Here is a 17,563-nt window from a genome sequence, read left to right as displayed (position 1 = left end):
GTAGCACGCGTTGGCGCGGGGGTCGGCGCTGGCGACGGGCGGCGCGCCCCGGGCGTGGCCGATGGCCAGGGGGTGGTGGGGCGGGGTGGGGGGCGGGGCCGCGGGGGGGGGGCCCCCCGCCCCGGTGTCGTCCGGGGCCAGGGAGTACGTTGTCGGCGCACCGGCCGGCCGGCGGGGTGCGCCGGCGTCGGCTTCGGGTCCCGGGACATCGACTGCTGGGGGGCGCCGTCGACTGTTACGTCATCCGGGGAAGTTCGGGCACTCCCCTGGGCCCGCTCAGCGGGTGAGGCCGGCCACGATGGTGGTGAGGGTGCGTTCGACCACCGCGTCGCGCTGGTCGGCGGAGAGCAGGGCGAGCGGCCCGTCGAGGATGAGCAGGGAGAGGCCGTGGACGACCGACCATGCGGCCACCTCGGCCGCGGGGCGGCTCTCCGGCCGCATCCGGCCCGTGGCCACCAACGTGTCGAGTGTGTCCGACAGTTCCCTGAACGCCGCGAACTCCGCGCTGCCGTCAGGGGCTTCGAGGCCGGTGAAGTCGCTCTCCTCCGCCGCGGACGTATGGCAGAAGGCGGTGCGGTAGAGCCCGGGGTGCTCGATCGCGAACCGGACGTACCCGCGCCCGATCGCCTCGGTCTTGCGCACGGCCTCCTCGCCCGGGTCGTCGAGCCCAGGCAGTACGCGCACAGCCTCGGACATCGAGGCGGCGAGCGCCTGCTGGCCGTGGATCTTCACGGCTTCCAGGAGTTCTCCCTGGCCGTTGAAGTGGCGGTACGCGGCGGTGGGTGACACGCCGACGCTGCGGGCCGCCTCGCGCAGGACGACACGCTCCGGACCGCCTTCGGCCGCGAGTTCGACGGCGGCCTCGATCAGCGCGTTGCGGAGGTCGCCGTGGTGGTAGCGGGGCTTGCCGCCCGTGATCGACTCCATGATCTCCATCCTGCCCGAATCCTGACCCCGTCCCTCCGGGATCCATGAACCCGATCTCTCGGGCCCCATGACCTCGCCCCCATCGGGTTCCACGACCCTGACCTGCCGGGTTCCACAACCCTGACCCATCGGGTTCCACGACCCCGGCCCATCTGGGCTCACGACCCCGCCCATCGGGTTCGACGACCTCGACCGGCCGGGTTCCACAACCCCCACCCATCGGGTTCCATGACGCGGCCCATCTGGGCTCACGACTGTCCTGCCGGGTTCCATGACCTCATCCTGCCCGAAGTTGACGCCATTAACATTTCCATGTTGACGCCGTTAACATCCTGTGCCACTGTCGATGTTAACGCCGTAAACATGACGGCGTACTCATCCGGAGGCGATCACCGTGTTCGACCGCATCGCCGAGCTGGCCCTCCACCGGAGCCGGCTCGTACTGACACTCACCGTGGTGGCCGTGGTCGCCATGGGAGCCATTGGCTTCGGGGCGTTCGGCAAGCTCCTCGGCGGCGGCTTCGAGGATCCGAGCGCGCCCTCGGCCCGCGCGCAGCAACTCATCGACGACAAGTTCGGCGGCGAGAGCAACCTTGTCCTGCTGGTCCGGGCCGACAAGAACGGCGGCGGCATCGACTCCCCCGCCGTCGAGCGCGCGGGGCACACCTTCACCTCGCAGCTCAAGGACGAGTCCACACTGGCGAACGTGATCTCGTACTGGGACACCGGCAGCTCCGCGCTGACCTCCCGGGACGGGAAGGAGGCGCTGGTTCTGGCCCACGTGAAGGGTGACGACACCGAGCAGGGCGACAACGCCTCGGTGATCATCAAGCAGTACACCGGCGACCGGAACGGGCTGACCGTGGAGGCCGGCGGCGAGGCCGCGGTCGGCGACGAGGTGCCCACGCAGGTCGCCGAGGACCTGGCGCTGGCCGAGTCGATCGCCGTACCGCTGATCCTGATCCTGCTGGTGATCGCCTTCGGTAGCGTGGTGGCGGCACTGCTGCCCCTGGTCATCGGGCTGATCGCGATCGTCGGCACCTTCGCCGAGCTCTACGTACTGGGCAGCCTCACCAACGTGTCGGTGTTCTCGATCAACCTCACCACCGCGCTCGGCCTGGGCCTCGGCATCGACTACGCGCTCCTCATGATCAGCCGGTTCCGCGAGCACCTCGCCGAGGGCGCCGAAGTCCCCGACGCACTGCGGCACACGGTACGGACGGCCGGGCGGACCATCACCTTCTCGGCCGCGACCGTCGCCGCGGCACTCGCCGCACTGCTGGTCTTCCCGCAGTTCTTCCTGCGCTCCTTCGCCTACGCGGGCATCGGCGTGGTGGCCATCGCCGCCGTCAGTGCCCTGCTCGTCATCCCGGCGCTGCTCGCCGTGCTGGGCCACCGGATCAACAGCGGCCGACTGCCCTGGGCGCAGACGGTACGGAGCGCCGAGGCGCCGCTGTGGGCCCGGCTGTCCCGCACGGTCATGCGCAGGCCCGCACTGACCGCACTGCCGGTCCTGGCCGTCCTGCTGCTCGCCGCGAGTCCGCTGCTCGGCGTCACCTTCGGCACGCCGGACGAGCGGGTGCTGCCCGAGAGCGCGCAGAGCCGTCAGGTCGCCACCGCGGTGCAGCACGACTTCACCGGCAGCGACGAGTCGGCGGTGCAGATCATCACGACCGGGCCGGTCGCCCCGGCCGACCTGCGTACGTACGCGACCGCTCTTTCGCGGCTCGACGGCGCGGCCCGGGTCGAGACCTCCGCCGGCACCTACACCGACGGCCGACCCGACCGGCCCGGCCCCGCCGCGGCCGCACTCGGCCGTCCCGACGCCCAGCGGATCAGCGTCGTCACCGGCCTGACCCCCAAGTCGGACCAGGCGCAGGACCTGGTCAAGGCCGTACGGGCAGTGGACGCCCCCGGCGGAACCGAGGCGCTCGTCGGCGGCGCCGACGCACGCCTCGTCGATTCCAAGGCGTCGATCGCGGACCGGCTCCCGTACGCCATCGGCCTCGTCGCCGGCACCACCTTCCTGATCCTCTTCCTCTTCACCGGCAGCGTGGTGCAGCCGCTGCGGGCGCTGGTCCTCAACGCCATCAGCCTCACCGCGGCCATCGGCGTCATGGTGTGGATCTTCCAGGACGGCCACCTGGCCTCGCTGCTCGGCTTCACCCCGCAGCCCATGGACACCTCCATGACGGTGCTCATGTTCTGCATCGCCTTCGGCCTGTCCATGGACTACGAGGTCTTCGTCACCAGCCGCATCAAGGAACTCCACGACGCGGGCGCCGACACGGAGACCGCCGTCACCAGCGGCCTCTCCCACACCGGTCGGATCGTCACGATGGCAGCCGGCCTCCTGGCGGTGAGCTTCTTCGCCTTCGGCACGGCCCACGTCAGCTTCATCCAGATGTTCGGCCTCGGCAGCGGTCTGGCGATCCTGATCGACGCGGTGGCCGTACGCGGTGTGCTGGTCCCGGCGGCCATGCGACTCCTGGGCCGCACGGCCTGGTACGCCCCGAAGCCACTGCGCGCGGTGCACGGCAGGCTGGGCCTGACAGAGGGGAGCTCGCCGGCCGAGGTCTGACGGCCCTCACTCACCTGGAGGTCGCGCCCCGGCTGGGACCAGGTCGCCTTACCGCGGCTTGGTCCCTTCAGCTCGGGTGATCGTGCCGGCCGCGCCGGCCCGCCGAGAAAACAAGGAAATAATCCGGCGCTCAGCCCTGAAGCGCATCCAGGATCGCGTCCACCACGCGCTCCAGCTGGGCCCGCCCGTCCGCCGTCTTGGCCAGTACACGCATGCCGACCACCGTGTTCAGCAACAGTGACGCGAGGGCCCGTACATCACGCGCGGCGTCGATCTCCCCGGCCCGCTGACCCTCTTCGAGCGCCGCGAGGAACGCCCCCTCGGTTCGGGCGAACATCCGCCGCACCTCGTCCCTCGCCCCGGCGTCCGAACTCGCCAGCTCAGCAGCGGTGTTGACAGCGAAGCAGCCCTGGCGGCCGGGATCGGCGAGGTCCGTTTCGAGGAGCAACTCCAGCGCTGCGCGCACGCGGTCCTTGACGGGGCCGGGCCCTTCGAGAATGTCGGGCAGCCGCGCGGCCCGTGTCTCCCCGTAACGGCGGAGCGAGCGCTCGAACAGCGCCCGCTTGCTGCCGAAGGCGTTGTACAGACTGCCCTTGCCGATGCCGAGTTCGTCGACCAGGTCCTGCGGCGTGGTCGCCCCGTACCCCTTCCGCCAGAAGACGCGCATCGCGCTCTCCACGGCGGCTTCCTCGTCGAACTGCCTGGGCCTGCCCATGATCGAAACGGTAATTGGTATTGGACCTGTGGGTCAATATTCGGAGGTGAAGTGCGCCCCGGCCGGGTGGGGGGGAGATTCCGGCCGGGGCGCGCAACCCCCGTTCGACGATGGCTTTCATGGGGCCGATCAAGCCCGCTGGCGGCTACTGGCGGCCGCTCAGGGCCGCCGGTGGCCGATGGCGGCTACTTGTAGGCGCCGAAGGCCTTCGAGAAGGCGCTCGCGTCCTGGACGATGGAACTGCAGGTCGCGTCCGCGGAGTTCTTGGCGCCGCCCGCGCACTGCTTGTCACGGGTGGCCGACCACATCGACAGCCAGCCGAGGCCCTTGGACTTGGCGAAGGACACCAGCTGCGAGGCGTCGTCGACCTTGAAGATCTCGGAGGACACGTCGTTCACGCCGATCATCGGGGTGACGGCGACGGCCTTCCACGCCGCACTGTCCGACAGCCCGAGGACGCTCTTCACCTGCGCCTGCGTGGCCGTGGCGGCCTGCTCGGCATAGGTGCCCATGTCACCGCTGTACGCGGGGCCGTAGTCCATCGCCATGATGTTCACGGCGTTGATCTTCACGCCGTTCGACTTGGCGTTGGAGAGCAGGTTCACGCCGTCCTGGGTGAGGCCCTCCGGCATGACCGGCAGGGTGAAGGAGACATCCAGGTCCGGGTGCTGCTGCTGGAGCTTGGCGATGGCCTTCGCGCGGTTCGTGTTCGCGGCCGTGTTCGGCAGCGCGCCGCCCTCGATGTCGAAGTCGACCTTCGTGAGCTTGTAGGCGTCCACGGCCTTCCCGTACGCCGCCGCCAGCGCGTCCGCCGAGGAGCAGGTCGTCGCCAGCTCCGAACCGGAGGCCCCGCCGAAGGAGACCCGGACGTCGCCGCCCTTGGCGCGCAGCGCGCCGATCTGCGACGCCACCCCGTCACTGGCGAGGTCGGTCACACCACCCCACTTGGGGGTGCAGCCACCGCCGTCCGTGATGAATGCCAGGTTGTAGTCCTTCACGCCGGTGGCCGTGGCGCTCGCGAGCAGGTCGAAGGCCGGGTAGAGGGAGGTGTCGACGTACGGCGCGAAGCCGGCGGACGTCGTGCTGCCGCTGCCGGAGCTCTGCGAGGGAGAGGGGGTCGCCGTCGCGGTCGGCGTGGGCGTCGCGCTCTGAGAAGCGGTGGCGGTCGGGGTGGGCTTCGGGGTCGGGGTCGCGGAGTCCGTGGGGCGGCCGCTCGGCTCGGGCGTCGCGCCGTCGTCCACCGAGCACTTGGCGCTGTCGATGAGACAACCCGTCGGGTCCGCGGTGCCGTTCACGACGAAGCCGACGGTGACGGTCTCGCCGGCCTTCAGGCCGTCCTTGTCCCAGGACGGGGGCTTCACGGTGACGTGCTGCCCGCTCACGCTCGACTCGCCGTTCCACAGCGAGCTGAGCTTGGCGCCGGACGGCAGGTCGAACTCCAGCGTCCAGTCCCCCTTCACCTGGCTGCTGTCGTTCGTGATGACGTACTGCGCGGTGTAACCCGTCGACCAGTCACTGGTCTTGGTGTACGCGGCGCCGACGCCGGCCGCCTGCGCGGTCCCGGTGAACAGGATGGCGCCACCGCCGACCACGGCCGCGGCGACGATGCCGCCTATCGCCTTGTTCCTGCCACTGACCTTGCGCCGGTGCGTGCTACTCATCGCGTGCCTGCCTTCGCGGTTTCACGGGGGTTCACAGGGATTCCCATGGGTGGGTGCGGCAGCACGCTAGCGATCCGGAATCGGACAAACCGCTTCATCCGGGCGGAGGTTGAGGATCTTAGGGTGCGCTTAAGGAAGGCATCGGGGGCGGTTAAAGGTAGAGACCAATTGGGGCGCCCCGAAGCCGCCGCGGAGCGACGGGAGTCCGGGCCTGCGGAGCAGGCGAAAAGGGCGGGCGGGAACCCTGCCACGAAGCCGCGAAGCCGCGAAGCCGCGAAGAAGAAACGCCGCGGGGCGGCAAAGAGGGACGCCGCGAGGTTGCGAAGAGAAACACTCCGGGGCGGCGAAGAGCAACGCTGCGGGGCGGCGAAGAGCAACGCTGCGGGGCGGCGAAGAGGAAAGCCCGCGCAGCGGAAGGCAGACGCCGGTCAAAGCTCCCGCGCACCGAAACGCAGACGCCGACCAAGCCCCCACGCACCGAAACGCAGTACGCCGACCAAGCCCCCACGCACCGAAACGCAGACGCCGACCGAGGCCGGCGCAGCGAGACGTCAGCTCACGCCAGCCCCGCGGCGACGGCGGCGCACGGTCCCTCGGTGCCCTCGCCGGAGGGGGGTCGCCCGCCCGTCGAGTTGGATCCAGATCCGCACCTCGGTCCCGCCCAGCACGGACGAACCGATGCGCACGTCCCCGCCCGTCGCCTCCGCGAGCCGCCGCACGATGTCGAGGCCGAGCCCCGTCGACCCGTCGCTCCCGGAGCCGCGGCCGCGCGCCATGGCCGCCTCGGGATCCACGATCCCCGGGCCCGCGTCCGACACCAGCACGATCACGGCGTCCTCGCCGTTGTGCACATCGACCGCGAAGGCCGTGCCTTCCGGGGTGTGCCGGAAGACATTGCCGAGGAGCGCGTCGAGTGCGGCCACCAGGTCGGCGCGGGCGACGGGTATGCGGACCGGCCGGTCGATCCCGGCCACCCGGACCTTGCGGCCCTCGTCCTCCGCGAGCGCCGACCAGAAGTCCATTCGCTCGCGCACGACTTCGGACGCGTCGCACCCGGCGCCGACACCTATCGCCGCGGTCTGCGGTTTGGCCTCCCGGGCGGTCCTGATGATCGTGTCGACCTCGCGCTCAAGCTGCGCGACGGCGGCCCGGGTCTGCTCGGCGGCGGGTCCGTCGCCGAGGGAGGCCGTGTTGAGCCGCAGCACCGTCAGTGGCGTACGCAGGCGATGGGAGAGGTCCGCCGCCAGCTCCCGCTCATTCGCCAGCAGTTGTACGACCTGATCGGCCATCGAGTTGAATGCGACCGCCGCCAGCCGCAGTTCCGTGGGCCCCTCCTCGGGCACCCGCTTTCCCAGCTTCCCCTCCCCCAGCTCGTGCGCGCTCTCGACCAGGCGCTGCGCGGGCTGCACCATCCGTACGCCCAGCCGGTCGGCGACCGCGACCGAGCCGATGATGAGCGCGACGCCGACCGCGGCGAGCACCGCCCAGGCCGTGCCGACGCCGTTGCTGACCTCCGACTCGGGGACGTACACCTCGACGACCGCGATCTCGCCGGAGCTCAGCGCGACGGGCTGGAGCAGCGTGGAGCCGCCGGCGACCTCCGTGGTGGAGGCGCGGCCGAGCTTCCGGGTCGTGGTGATGTCCTTGCCGATGGCGCGCTGCTTGCCGATCTCGACCGCGGCCGCGCCGTCGGCCGCGGGTATGTGCACGGCCATCCCCGAGTCGGAACCCGCGGAGGCGACGACCCGCTCCAACTGGTCCCGGTCGGTGGTGATGGAGAGCGCGGGCGCGATGGCCGCGGCTTCCCGCTCGGCGTTCGAGAACGCCCGGTCCCGCGCCATCTCCTTGATCACCAGACCCAGCGGGACCGCGAAGGCGACCACGACCATCGTGGTCACCGCCACGCACACCTTGACCAGCGCCCACCTCATGACGCCCACCCCTCGCCCGGTGCCCACCTCATAGCGGCGGCTCCAGCTTCACGCCGACCCCGCGCAGGGTGTGCAGATAGCGCGGTCGCGCCGCCGTTTCGCCCAATTTCCGCCGTAGCCACGACAGATGGACGTCGATGGTCTGATCGTCTCCGTATGCCTGCTGCCACACCTCGGCGAGCAGCTCCTTGCGCGGTACGACGACGCCGGGCCGCCCGGCCAGGAAGGCGAGCAGGTCGAACTCGCGCCGTGTGAGGTCCAGCCGTACGCCGTCCAACTCGGCCTGACGCCGCAGCGGGTCGATGGCGAGACCGCCGACCCGGATGACCGTCGACGGCGGCGCGTCCCCCGTACTCGTGCGCGAGCGGCGCAGCACCGCCGCCATCCGCGCCGACAGGTGCTCGACCGAGAACGGCTTGGTCAGGTAGTCGTCCGCTCCGTCGTTCAGCAGGCGGACGATCTCCGTCTCGTCGTCCCGGGCGGTGGCGATGATCACCGGGACGTCGGTGATTCCACGCAGCATCTTCAGCGCCTCGGACCCGTCCAGATCGGGCAGACCGAGGTCGAGGATGACGACGTCGAAACGGAAATGGGCGACCTCGCGCAGCGCCTCGAGGGCGGTGCCGACGCTGCGCACGGTGTGCGCGGCATCGGTCAGATGCCGGATGAGGGCCGAGCGTACGAACTGGTCGTCCTCGACGACGAGCACACTTGCCATGGGCGGCACCGTACGCCATCGGAACGAGCCGCTCGGGGCCCTGTGGACAACTCGGATCACCAGGATGTGGACAACCCGGACTGTGACGCAGCCCTGAGACATTCGTGGGGCTCGTGGTGCAGTATGGCCGCGATGCGCAGAGGACTCGTACACGTACTCGCTTGGTCGCTCGCCACGGGCGCGGCGGTCACGCTGTCGTGGTGGGGTGTCCACACGGTGATGACGGGAACGGCGTACGACCCGCCGCGTGCCCTGCCCATCACGGCGGGCGACGCGACGACGCAGGAGTCCAAGCCGCTCGCTTCCTCTACGCGGCGGCCCGAGCCGTCGAAGAGCCCGTCGAGCAAGCCGCCCGCGAGCCGGAAGCCGAGCCCGACACCCTCCAGGTCGACGCCCCCGACCGTCTCCCCCTCCCCTACGTCGTCCGGGCAGATCAAGAGCTACGACACCGACGGCGGCCGGGCGGTCTTCGACCTCCAGAAGACCTCCGCGACGCTGGTGTCCGCGACGCCGGGCGCCGGGTGGTCGATGCAGGTGTGGAAGACGGAGACCTGGATCCGCGTGGAGTTCGCCTCGGGCGCGGACCGGGTGTCGGTGTTCTGCACCTGGCACGACGGGCCGCCGCACGTGGAGATCGGGACGTACTGAGCCGGCCTGCCGACGGGCGGAAGACCGTCTGTCCTCTGTCCCGGCCTGCCGGCCGGCGGAAGAGCATCTGTCCTTTGTCCCGGCCTGCCGACTGGCCGAAGAGCGTCTGTCCCGGCCTGCCGGTCATCGGAAAACCGGCCCGCCTGGGGCCACCGGTCAGCGGAAGACCGACGGGGGCGGCGCCGGTGACGCCACCGCGGCCGCGTCCGTGACCGGGGTCGCGCCTCCGGTGAAGTCGGCGAGCTGCTTGCCGTGTTCGACCCGTCCGGGGTGCGGGTCGGAGGCCGCGCGGCGGGTGAGTTCGGCGATCGGCAGCGGGTGGTCGCAGGCCACGAGGACCGCGTTTCCGAAGCGCTTGCCGCGCAGCACCGTCGGGTCGGCGACCAGGGCGAGTTCGGGGAAGGCGGCCGCCACCGTGGCGATCTGGCCGCGAAGGTGGGCGAGCGGGGGCCCGTCGGCGAGGTTCGCGGCGTAGACACCGCCGGCCTTCACCACCCTGCGGACCTCCGTGACGAACTCGACGGACGTCAGATGCGCCGGCGTCCGTGCCCCGCTGAACACATCCGCGATCACCAGGTCCGCCCAGCCGTCGGGCACCTTGGCGAGCCCTTCGCGGGCGTCCATGGAGCGCACCCGGATGCGAGCGTTCGGGTCCAAGGGCAGCTCGCGGCGGACCAGTTGGACGAGGGCCGCGTCACGTTCGACGACCTGCTGGGTGGAGCGGGGGCGGGTCGCTGCGATGTAGCGGGCGAGGGTGAAGGCGCCACCTCCGAGGTGCACCGCGTGCACGGGCTTGCCGGGCGGGGCGACGAGGTCGATGACATGCCCGAGGCGGCGCTGGTACTCGAAGCTCAGGTACGCGGGGTCGTCGAGGTCGACGTGCGACTGCGGGGCGCCGTCGATGAGCAGGGTCCAGGCACGCGCCCGGTCCCGGTCGGGAATCAGCTGGGCGAGCCCGCCGTCGACCGGTTCGACGACGGCTTCGGCGGACGCCTGCCCGCGCCGCGCGCTCCGCCCCGCCTCGCGCCCGTCGTCCGACCGCTTGTTCCTCGCCCTTGCCATCCCGCCATTATCGGGGCGTACGGGCGGGTCGGCTCAGCGGCGGCCCAGCGGGGTCACCGGCAGTTGTCCGCCGCCTCGATGAGCCGGGCCGCCTCCCCCAGCGCGGCCCGCAGCACGACCGGGTCGGTCGCGAGGTCCGCCTCACCGGGCGGCAGCAGCCAGTCCGAGCCCTCGACCGGAGGTTCCGGGGCCAGGCTGAGGCCGCGGCCGTTGGTCTGCGTACAGGTACTGCCCGGCACGTCCCAGGCGTCGGCGGTGCCGGGCGGCACCAGGAAGCCGAGGGTGTCGCAGCCGTCGTCGTGGAGCACGGGCCCGACGGCGTCGCAGGAGCCGCGCCGCAGGATGTCGACCGCCTCCAGGCCCTGTCGCGCGGGAACGGTCACCAGGTCGCATTCGGCGACCGGCTGCGGTGGGGCGCTGCACTCCGGGGACGGCCTGTGCTGCGCGGTCGACAGCGGTGTACGGAACTCGGTGCTCTGCCTGGTCTCCATCCCGGCCTCCAACGGAACCCCTCCTCATGACGAGTGGGTCGGGAGTTCGGGCGGCTCCCGGTCCGCAGAGTTCAACGCGCCAGGACGTCAACGGCTACGGCGGAACACCGCTGCAAAGGATGGCAGTTCATGGCAGATCGTGGATGAGATATCCGGTTTGTAGCCAAACCCAACGTGGTGACGTCGTCACAGCAGGTACGTTCTTGCCCCGCCGGAAGCAGGGCACCCATAAGGCACACCCCGGGTAACTCGCCTTGAATCCGGCATGGTTCGACGGTTCGCAAGAGAGGGCCCGGCCATGGCGTCGTCAACGGTGACCTCGTCCCAGTCCCCCCGGCCACCGCGGCCGAATCTCGCCTTCCGGCGGCTGCGTGGGCAGCGCTCGCCGGGCGAGTTCGCCGCGGCGGTGCGGCGGGCCGCGCGCGAGATCGGCGAGCGGGTCAGCTGCGACGCGCGCTACATCGGGCGCGTCGAGGCGGGCGAGATCCGCTGTCCCAACTACGCGTACGAGCGGGTGTTCCTCCACATGTTCCCCGGCCGCACGCTGACCGACATGGGGTTCGCGCCCCGCTCGTCGGTACGCGGGCGCGGGGCGCGCGACATGGACACTGCGCCCCCTCCGCACTCCACGAGCCTCTCGCACGCCTCGCATGAGACGGAGGGGGTGTATGCGACGTATGAGACGCCGGACCAGCACCTCCACATCCCGCGCGACCTGCACCACATCCAGATCCCGTACGACCCGCAGCACCTCCACTTCCCGTACGACCCGCACGACCCGCACCACCTCCACATCCCGCACGACCCGCACCACACCCAGATCCCGTACGACCCGCATGACCCGCATGACCCGTACGACCCGTACCAGGACCACGATCAGAACCACGAGGAGAGCGACGTGCAACGTCGCGCATTTATGACCGGAGGCACCGCCACCATGGCGGCGGCCTCACTGGGGCCCTTCGCGGTCGCGTCGAACTCCACCGCCGCGGCCGCGGAACGGCGCGTCCACCGGGCGGGCACGTCCGAGGCAGGCGCCCTCGAAGAGGCCGTACGCAAGATCCGGCTGCTCGACGACCGGCACGGGGCCGACGGCCTCTATCGGCGCGCGGCGGCACCGCTGCGGACGGCGTACGCGCTTCTCGACGCGGGCACCACCCGGCAGTCGACCGCCGACCGGCTGTACGCCGGGGCGGGCGAACTGGCCATCTCGGTAGGTTGGTTGGCGCACGACTCCGGGCGTTTCGACGACGCGCGCTCGCACTACGCGGAGGCCCTCGCGACCGCCCGGATGTCGGGCGACCCGGGCCTGGAGGCGCATGCCTTCTGCAACACGGCGTTCCTGGCGCGTGACGCGGGACGCCCGCGCGAAGCCGTGCGCGCGGCGCAGGCGGCGCAGCGCGCCGCGCGCCCCCTCGGCTCACCGCGCCTGCTCTCCCTGCTCGCGCTGCGCGAGGCGGGCGGCTGGGCGGGGCTCGCCGACCGCGCTGGATGCGAACAGGCGCTGGCACGCGCGCAGGCACTCTACGAACGGGGCCCTTCGCAGACGGATCCCGAGTGGATGACCTTCTACGGAGAGGCCGAACTGGAGGGCCTGGAGGCGCAGTGCTGGTCGATGCTGGGCGACTGGCCCCGCGCGGCCCGCCACGCGCGCCGCGCCGCCGAGCTCCAGGACCCGCACTTCACCCGCAACATCGCCCTCTACACCGCCGAACTCGCCGACGACCTCGCCCTCGGCGGCCGCCCCGACGAGGCGGCCCTCGCCGGCCTGCGCGTCCTGGACCTCCTGGGCGAGGTCCAGTCGTCCCGCATCCAGACCATGCTGGCGGGAACGGCCCGCGTACTGCTCCCGCACCGCAGGGCATCGGGCGTCTCCGCATTTCTGGAACGCCACGCGAGCCTGCCGCGCACGGCGTGAGAGACAACCGTCTCAGCGGTGGGCCTGCGTGCCCCCAGGGGCGGCACTGGCGGGCACAGCAACCCTCCGTGAGCGCCGGGTTGGGCAGCCCACCCCGAGCCCGGCACAAGCGCTGGGCGCCGCGAAAGCAACGTCCCACCCCGGAGCGGCTACCCCGCCAGATGTCCGCAGTCGTTCCACGTCTCGATCGCGGGCTCCCCGTACGCCCACCCGAGCACCGACAGCGACGTCGGGTTGAGCCGGATGCGGGCCGCGAAGTCGAGGGGAAGGCCGAGCCAGCGGGCGCCTATGGAGCGCAGGATGTGCCCGTGGGCGAAGACCAGGACGTCACGGTCGGCGGCGCGGGCCCAGGCGACGACCTCGTCCGCGCGCGCGGAGACCTGCTCCAGGGTCTCGCCCTCGGGGACGCCGTCGCGCCAGATGAACCAGCCCGGCCGTACTCCCTGGATCTCGGCCGGGGTCATGCCCTCGTACGCGCCGTAGTCCCACTCCATGAGCGTGTCCCAGGCGGTCGCACGCTCCCCGAACCCGGCGAGTTCGCACGTCTCACGCGCGCGTGCCAGCGGACTGGTGCGCACCTCGACCCCGGCGAGGCCCTCGAAGGGTGCCCGGTGCAACCGCTCCCCCAGCAACTTGGCGCCGCGCCGACCCTCCTCCAGGAGCGGGACGTCGGTCCTGCCGGTGTGCTTGCCGGACAGCGACCATTCCGTCTGTCCGTGCCGGGCCAGCAGGATGCGCGGTGCCATGAAGAGATGCCTTTCCGAAGCGGGAGACGGAACCACGGGCGCGAGTGCGAAGTGGGTCACTCCATCATCGCTCACCGGGACATCGGGCAACCCGCCGGGCGATCTCCGCGTCTTTGAGGACCGGGGGCGCCCCTTCGGGGCGTTCACATACACCGTAAAATCGCATGTGGCCACGGATCGTCCTCAGCAGACTGAGCAGACCGGCGGGTCACCGCAAGCAGATGGGGGAGGGCGATCGGATGCCGCAGACCGATGCACCGCGCACCGAGGCGGCACCTCGCGCCCGGCTCGGCCGGTGGACGGACCTGCGCAACTCCGCGGCTCCGCACGCCCGGCTCCGCTGGTGGACCGAGCTGCCGCTGATCCTGCTGGTGTACGCGTCGTACTCGGCGGGCCGGCTGCTCGCCCGCGGCGACACCTCCAGCGCCGTCCACCACGGCCTGGAAATCCTGCGCATCGAGAAGTTCTTCCACCTCAACGCCGAGCACCCGTTGAACCGGCTGTTCACCCGCGAGGCCTGGCTGGGCGTGCCCGCCGACTTCTGGTACGCGTCCCTGCACTACCTGGTGACGCCCGCGATCCTGATCTGGCTCTTCCGCTCCCGGACCGTGCGCTACCGCGCGGCCCGCACCTGGCTGATGACGTCCACGTTCATCGGCCTGATCGGCTTCACGCTGCTGCCGACCTGCCCGCCCCGGCTGCTCTCTCCCGGCCACGGCTTCGTCGACACGATGGCGCAGTACAGCTCGTACGGCTGGTGGGGCGGCGAGGCGAGCGCGCCACGGGGACTGGGCGGCATGACGAACCAGTACGCGGCGATGCCGAGCCTGCACGTGGGCTGGGCGCTGTGGTGCGGAGTGATGCTGTGGCGGTACGGCCGCACGCCTGCCGCGAAGGTCGCGGGTGTCGCGTATCCGCTGCTCACCACGATCGTCGTGATGGGCACGGCGAACCACTACTTCCTCGACGCCGCCGCGGGGGCCTGTGTGATGGGCGTCGGGCTGCTGCTCACCCCGTTCGTGATGCGGCTCGCGGACCGGCTGAGGACGGGGCTGGGCGCCCGTTTCCCGAGGGTCTCGGGTGCATCGCGGGGCGCAGGTTCCTCAATTGTCAGTGCGGGGTGCCAGACTTCGACGGGTGAGCGAATTCCCCGACAGCGCGAGTCCCGAACCGGGCCAGGAGCAGCGGAGCCGGGTGCCTCTCCCACGGACGCGGGGGACGGCGCTGCGGCAGCAGCTCGCTGAGCTGCGCGGCCCGGCCGTACCGCCCAAGGCGCTCGACGCCCGCGCCCTCGCGGCACTCGCCGCGAACCCCGGGTGTGACCGGCGCGCTCTGCTGGACGGCGCGGGCGTGGACAAGGCGGAGCTGGCGGGTGCGCTGGGCTCGCCGTCCGCCTTCGGGCAGTCGCAGTTCGCCTTCATGCGGGGCAACGCGTTCGAGGCACGGGTCAAGGCCGACGGCGGCGCGGAGCTGCTGCGACTCGTGCACGAGAAGCTGGACCCCGGCGCCGAGCCGCCGACGGCCGGTGTCGTCCCCGACCTGAGCGCCGTCGGCCCCGAGGGACGCGCGGCCCGTACGGCGTTGGCGCTGCGCGAAGCGACCACGGCCGGTGTCTGGACGCTGCTCGACCACCCCATGCTCGCGCTCGACGTCGCCGGCTCCCCCGCCTTCCTGGAGCCGGACGCCGTGGTCGTGCACCCCGACGGCGTCTGGACGGTCGTCGAGATCAAGTCCTTCCCGATGCTGGACGGTTCGGCGGACCCGGCGAAGGTCGGCGCGGCCGCGCGCCAGTCCGCGGTGTACGTCCTCGCCCTGGAGGAGGTCGCCGCGCACCTCGGCGCAAAGCAGGAGGGGCGCGCCGGTGTCGAGGGGACATGGGGGTCCCTCCGCTCGAGCGAAGCCGAGAGCGCGGGAGCGCGGAGGGCCGAAGGGCCGAGCACGGTCGTCCCCTCGACACCTGCTGAGGCGCCCCGGAGGCGGAGCACCTCGGACAGCGCTCCCGTCCCCGAGGTCCGCCACCGGATCCTCCTGGTCTGCCCCAAGGACTTCTCCAACCTCCCGACCGCGTCCGCCCTCGACATCCGCAAGCAGCGCGCGGTCACCCGCCGCCAGCTCGCCCGCCTCACCCGCGTCGAGGACATCGCCGCCGCCCTCCCCGAGGGCACCTGCTTCTCCCCCGACCTGCCCGCCGCCGACCTGACGACCGCCGTCGAATCCGTCCCGGCGACCTACGCCCCCGAGTGCCTCTCCGCCTGCGAACTGGCCTTCCACTGCCGCGACCACTCCCGCGCCGAGGGCGCGGTGACGTCCTTGGGTCGCTCACTGCGCGCGGAGCTGGGCGGGCTGACGACGGTGAAGGAGGTGCTGGCGGCGGCCCACGGTGAAACCGGGGATCCGGACGACCCGGCGGTCGCGGCGCTGAGGAGAGCGGCTCGGCTGCGGGCCGAGGCGCTGGGAGCCCGGGCATCGGCAGCGCAGGAGGGGGTCGTATGTCGCTGATCGCCACCCTCGCCCGGCTGGAGGCCGTCGAGAGCGGGCGGGCCCAGGCCGCCGCGACCGTGCGGCACCGGCATGTCACCGAGCGGCCGCTGGTGTTCGTGCCGCTGATCACCGCCGGTGAGGCCGGGGCTCCGCTCGGAGCACTGGTCGGGACCGAGCGGGACGCGCCCCGGCTGCTCGTCGTGCCGCAGCCCCGCGACCGGGATCTGCGGTTCGCGTTTCTCGCGGAACTCGCTGACGTCGTGCTGCCGTACATCGACGCGTACGCGGACGTGGTCGAGGCGGCCGAGCGCAACGAGACCGATCCGGAGACCGGGAAGCGGGTCAAGGTCGAGGTAGAACTGTGCGCGGACGCCCCGCAGTTGATCATGCCGAGCCGGGCGGGCATCGAGTTCGTACGGCTGCTCGGGCGCTCCATGCGCTTCAGGCGGACCGCCGAGCAGGATCCCGAGACGCCCCATCCGGCGCCGCCCCGGGTTCCGTTGCTCGGGCGGTGGCTGACGCACTACGGGGAGCGGTCCCGGGTGCCGGGTTCCTCGCTCCTCCTCGCCCTCACCGATGTGCTGTCCCGGCACTGGGCCACCGGACAGAGCAGCCTGGAGGACCAGCACCTGGGCGCGCTGCTCGCCTGGATCGACCCGCCGGAGGGCGAGTCGGGCGCGGAGGCCGCCCTGCGGGCCGAGCTTCGGCGGGACCCCCAGGGTCAGCTCGTCTGCCCGCCGGCGGGTCCGGCCACCGACCCCGCCTTCGACAACACACTGCTCGCCCCCGCCATCGAGCGCTACGACCGCGCGCGTACGGCACTCGCCGCCGCCGAGGACGGCATGGAGGCGGACGACCGGCTCGGCGCGCTCACCGCCGCCGAGCGGGAGATCCGGGCCCTCGTCGAGAGCGTCACCCGGCCCACCTGGGACGCGGTGTGGCACGGACTCGACCTGCTGCGCGCGCTCCCCGAGGGCGCGCACGCCGCCGACCGCTGGACCCGCGACCGCTGGTCGTTCACCGGCCACCGGGACCGGATCACCGCGGGCGAACCTCCGCAGCCCCGCCGCGACGACGCGGTCACCGCGGCGAACAAGCTCGCCACGCGCGAGCGTGAACAGGCCCGCCTGGAAGCCCAGGAGGCCCTGGACGACCCGCTGGTCATGGCCGGGCGACGGCTCGCCGGAGAGGCGTTCGCCGGCGAGGTCACGGATGTCGTGATGGCGTACAGCGAGGGCAAGCGGCCCAGCCCGCGCCCGCTGGTGACGGTCCGTACGGAGGACCAGCCGCATCTGGGGGACCGGGCCAAGGTGTACCGGTCGCTGGGAGGAAAGCCGCAGGCCGCGGAGTTCGTGGGATACGAGGGTTTCGAGGCTTCCGGGGGTGCCACTGTGGTGCTGCGGATCGTCGACAAGATGGGCCGCGGCAAGGAGCCCGAGGCCGGGTCCGTGCCGGAGAAGGGGGACCTCGTCTGCTTCACGCTCTTCGAGCACGAGCAGCGGGGCGGCGCGAAACTGCCCGACCCGGAGGAGACACCGTGGACGCACGGGGGGCCGCCGGGTGAGGCGACCGTTCCGGGCCCCGACCCGGTGACCGAGGAGGACGTCCTGTGAGGCCCGCGACCGAGGTGGACATCCTGTGCCCTGGGACCGACGTCCCGTGCGGCCCTGCGACCGAGGAGGAC

General features: G+C 71.9%; 14 protein-coding genes. 6 read left to right on the top strand and 8 right to left on the bottom strand.

Annotation, left to right across the window (positions count from 1 at the left end; all coding sequences use genetic code 11):
* Positions 1 to 276: 276 nt before the first annotated feature.
* Positions 277 to 927: a TetR/AcrR family transcriptional regulator gene (locus ACIBK0_RS18695; RefSeq protein ID WP_399080927.1), complete on the bottom strand. Its 651-nt coding sequence runs from the start codon at positions 925 to 927 to the stop codon at positions 277 to 279.
* Positions 928 to 1,321: 394 nt separating this feature from the next.
* On the opposite strand from ACIBK0_RS18695, the gene ACIBK0_RS18690 reads away from it, so the two are divergent.
* Positions 1,322 to 3,508, top strand: a complete 2,187-nt coding sequence (locus ACIBK0_RS18690; protein ID WP_399080925.1) for an MMPL family transporter — start codon at positions 1,322 to 1,324, stop codon at positions 3,506 to 3,508.
* A gap of 130 nt (positions 3,509 to 3,638) precedes the next feature.
* Here ACIBK0_RS18690 and ACIBK0_RS18685 read toward each other — a convergent pair whose 3' ends face one another.
* The 4 genes from ACIBK0_RS18685 to ACIBK0_RS18670 all read right to left on the bottom strand — a co-directional run bounded on the left by ACIBK0_RS18685 (position 3,639) and on the right by ACIBK0_RS18670 (position 8,533).
* Positions 3,639 to 4,223 (bottom strand): TetR/AcrR family transcriptional regulator, encoded by a 585-nt coding sequence (locus ACIBK0_RS18685; RefSeq protein WP_399080923.1) that lies wholly within the window; start codon positions 4,221 to 4,223, stop codon positions 3,639 to 3,641.
* A 185-nt stretch (positions 4,224 to 4,408) separates the two neighbouring features.
* Positions 4,409 to 5,884, bottom strand: a complete 1,476-nt coding sequence (locus ACIBK0_RS18680; RefSeq protein WP_399080921.1) for a cellulose binding domain-containing protein — start codon at positions 5,882 to 5,884, stop codon at positions 4,409 to 4,411.
* Between the two features lie 551 nt (positions 5,885 to 6,435).
* Positions 6,436 to 7,815, bottom strand: coding sequence for an ATP-binding protein (locus ACIBK0_RS18675; protein WP_399080919.1), 1,380 nt, complete (start codon positions 7,813 to 7,815; stop codon positions 6,436 to 6,438).
* A gap of 28 nt (positions 7,816 to 7,843) precedes the next feature.
* Positions 7,844 to 8,533, bottom strand: coding sequence for a response regulator transcription factor (locus ACIBK0_RS18670; RefSeq protein WP_399080917.1), 690 nt, complete (start codon positions 8,531 to 8,533; stop codon positions 7,844 to 7,846).
* A gap of 132 nt (positions 8,534 to 8,665) precedes the next feature.
* Between ACIBK0_RS18670 and ACIBK0_RS18665 the strand changes: the two genes are divergently transcribed.
* Positions 8,666 to 9,181, top strand: a complete 516-nt coding sequence (locus ACIBK0_RS18665; protein WP_399080915.1) for a hypothetical protein — start codon at positions 8,666 to 8,668, stop codon at positions 9,179 to 9,181.
* Between the two features lie 156 nt (positions 9,182 to 9,337).
* Here the strand turns inward: ACIBK0_RS18665 and ACIBK0_RS18660 are convergent, their stop codons facing one another.
* Both ACIBK0_RS18660 and ACIBK0_RS18655 read right to left on the bottom strand, forming a co-directional pair.
* Positions 9,338 to 10,243 carry a spermidine synthase gene (locus ACIBK0_RS18660; RefSeq protein WP_399080913.1) on the bottom strand — a complete coding sequence of 302 codons (906 nt, stop codon included), beginning with the start codon at positions 10,241 to 10,243 and terminating at the stop codon, positions 9,338 to 9,340.
* A 53-nt stretch (positions 10,244 to 10,296) separates the two neighbouring features.
* Positions 10,297 to 10,734: a hypothetical protein gene (locus tag ACIBK0_RS18655; RefSeq protein ID WP_399080911.1), complete on the bottom strand. Its 438-nt coding sequence runs from the start codon at positions 10,732 to 10,734 to the stop codon at positions 10,297 to 10,299.
* 298 nt (positions 10,735 to 11,032) lie between these two features.
* On the opposite strand from ACIBK0_RS18655, the gene ACIBK0_RS18650 reads away from it, so the two are divergent.
* Complete coding sequence (locus ACIBK0_RS18650) at positions 11,033 to 12,652, top strand: hypothetical protein (RefSeq protein ID WP_399080909.1); 1,620 nt, start codon at positions 11,033 to 11,035, stop codon at positions 12,650 to 12,652.
* A gap of 149 nt (positions 12,653 to 12,801) precedes the next feature.
* Here the strand turns inward: ACIBK0_RS18650 and ACIBK0_RS18645 are convergent, their stop codons facing one another.
* The gene (locus ACIBK0_RS18645) at positions 12,802 to 13,398 is read right to left on the bottom strand and encodes a histidine phosphatase family protein (RefSeq protein ID WP_399080907.1); all 597 of its coding nucleotides are present in this window, start codon (positions 13,396 to 13,398) and stop codon (positions 12,802 to 12,804) included.
* 239 nt (positions 13,399 to 13,637) lie between these two features.
* On the opposite strand from ACIBK0_RS18645, the gene ACIBK0_RS18640 reads away from it, so the two are divergent.
* From ACIBK0_RS18640 to ACIBK0_RS18630, 3 genes are read left to right on the top strand one after another with little or no spacing between them, the layout of a single operon-like run.
* Positions 13,638 to 14,642: a phosphatase PAP2 family protein gene (locus ACIBK0_RS18640; RefSeq protein WP_399080905.1), complete on the top strand. Its 1,005-nt coding sequence runs from the start codon at positions 13,638 to 13,640 to the stop codon at positions 14,640 to 14,642.
* On the top strand, positions 14,593 to 15,897 hold the full coding sequence (locus ACIBK0_RS18635) for a hypothetical protein (protein WP_399080903.1): 1,305 nt from the start codon (positions 14,593 to 14,595) through the stop codon (positions 15,895 to 15,897). Before ACIBK0_RS18640 ends, ACIBK0_RS18635 begins: the two co-directional genes overlap by 50 nt.
* Entirely contained in the window at positions 15,888 to 17,492 is a 1,605-nt protein-coding gene (locus ACIBK0_RS18630; protein WP_399080901.1) for a hypothetical protein, read from the top strand. Before ACIBK0_RS18635 ends, ACIBK0_RS18630 begins: the two co-directional genes overlap by 10 nt.
* Positions 17,493 to 17,563: the final 71 nt, after the last annotated feature.

It is taken from the genome of Streptomyces sp. NPDC050564 (assembly GCF_044457265.1).
Taxonomy (GTDB): domain Bacteria; phylum Actinomycetota; class Actinomycetes; order Streptomycetales; family Streptomycetaceae; genus Streptomyces.
The sequence above is the reverse complement of the archived record's forward strand: the minus strand, read 5'-3'. Positions and strand labels throughout refer to the sequence as shown.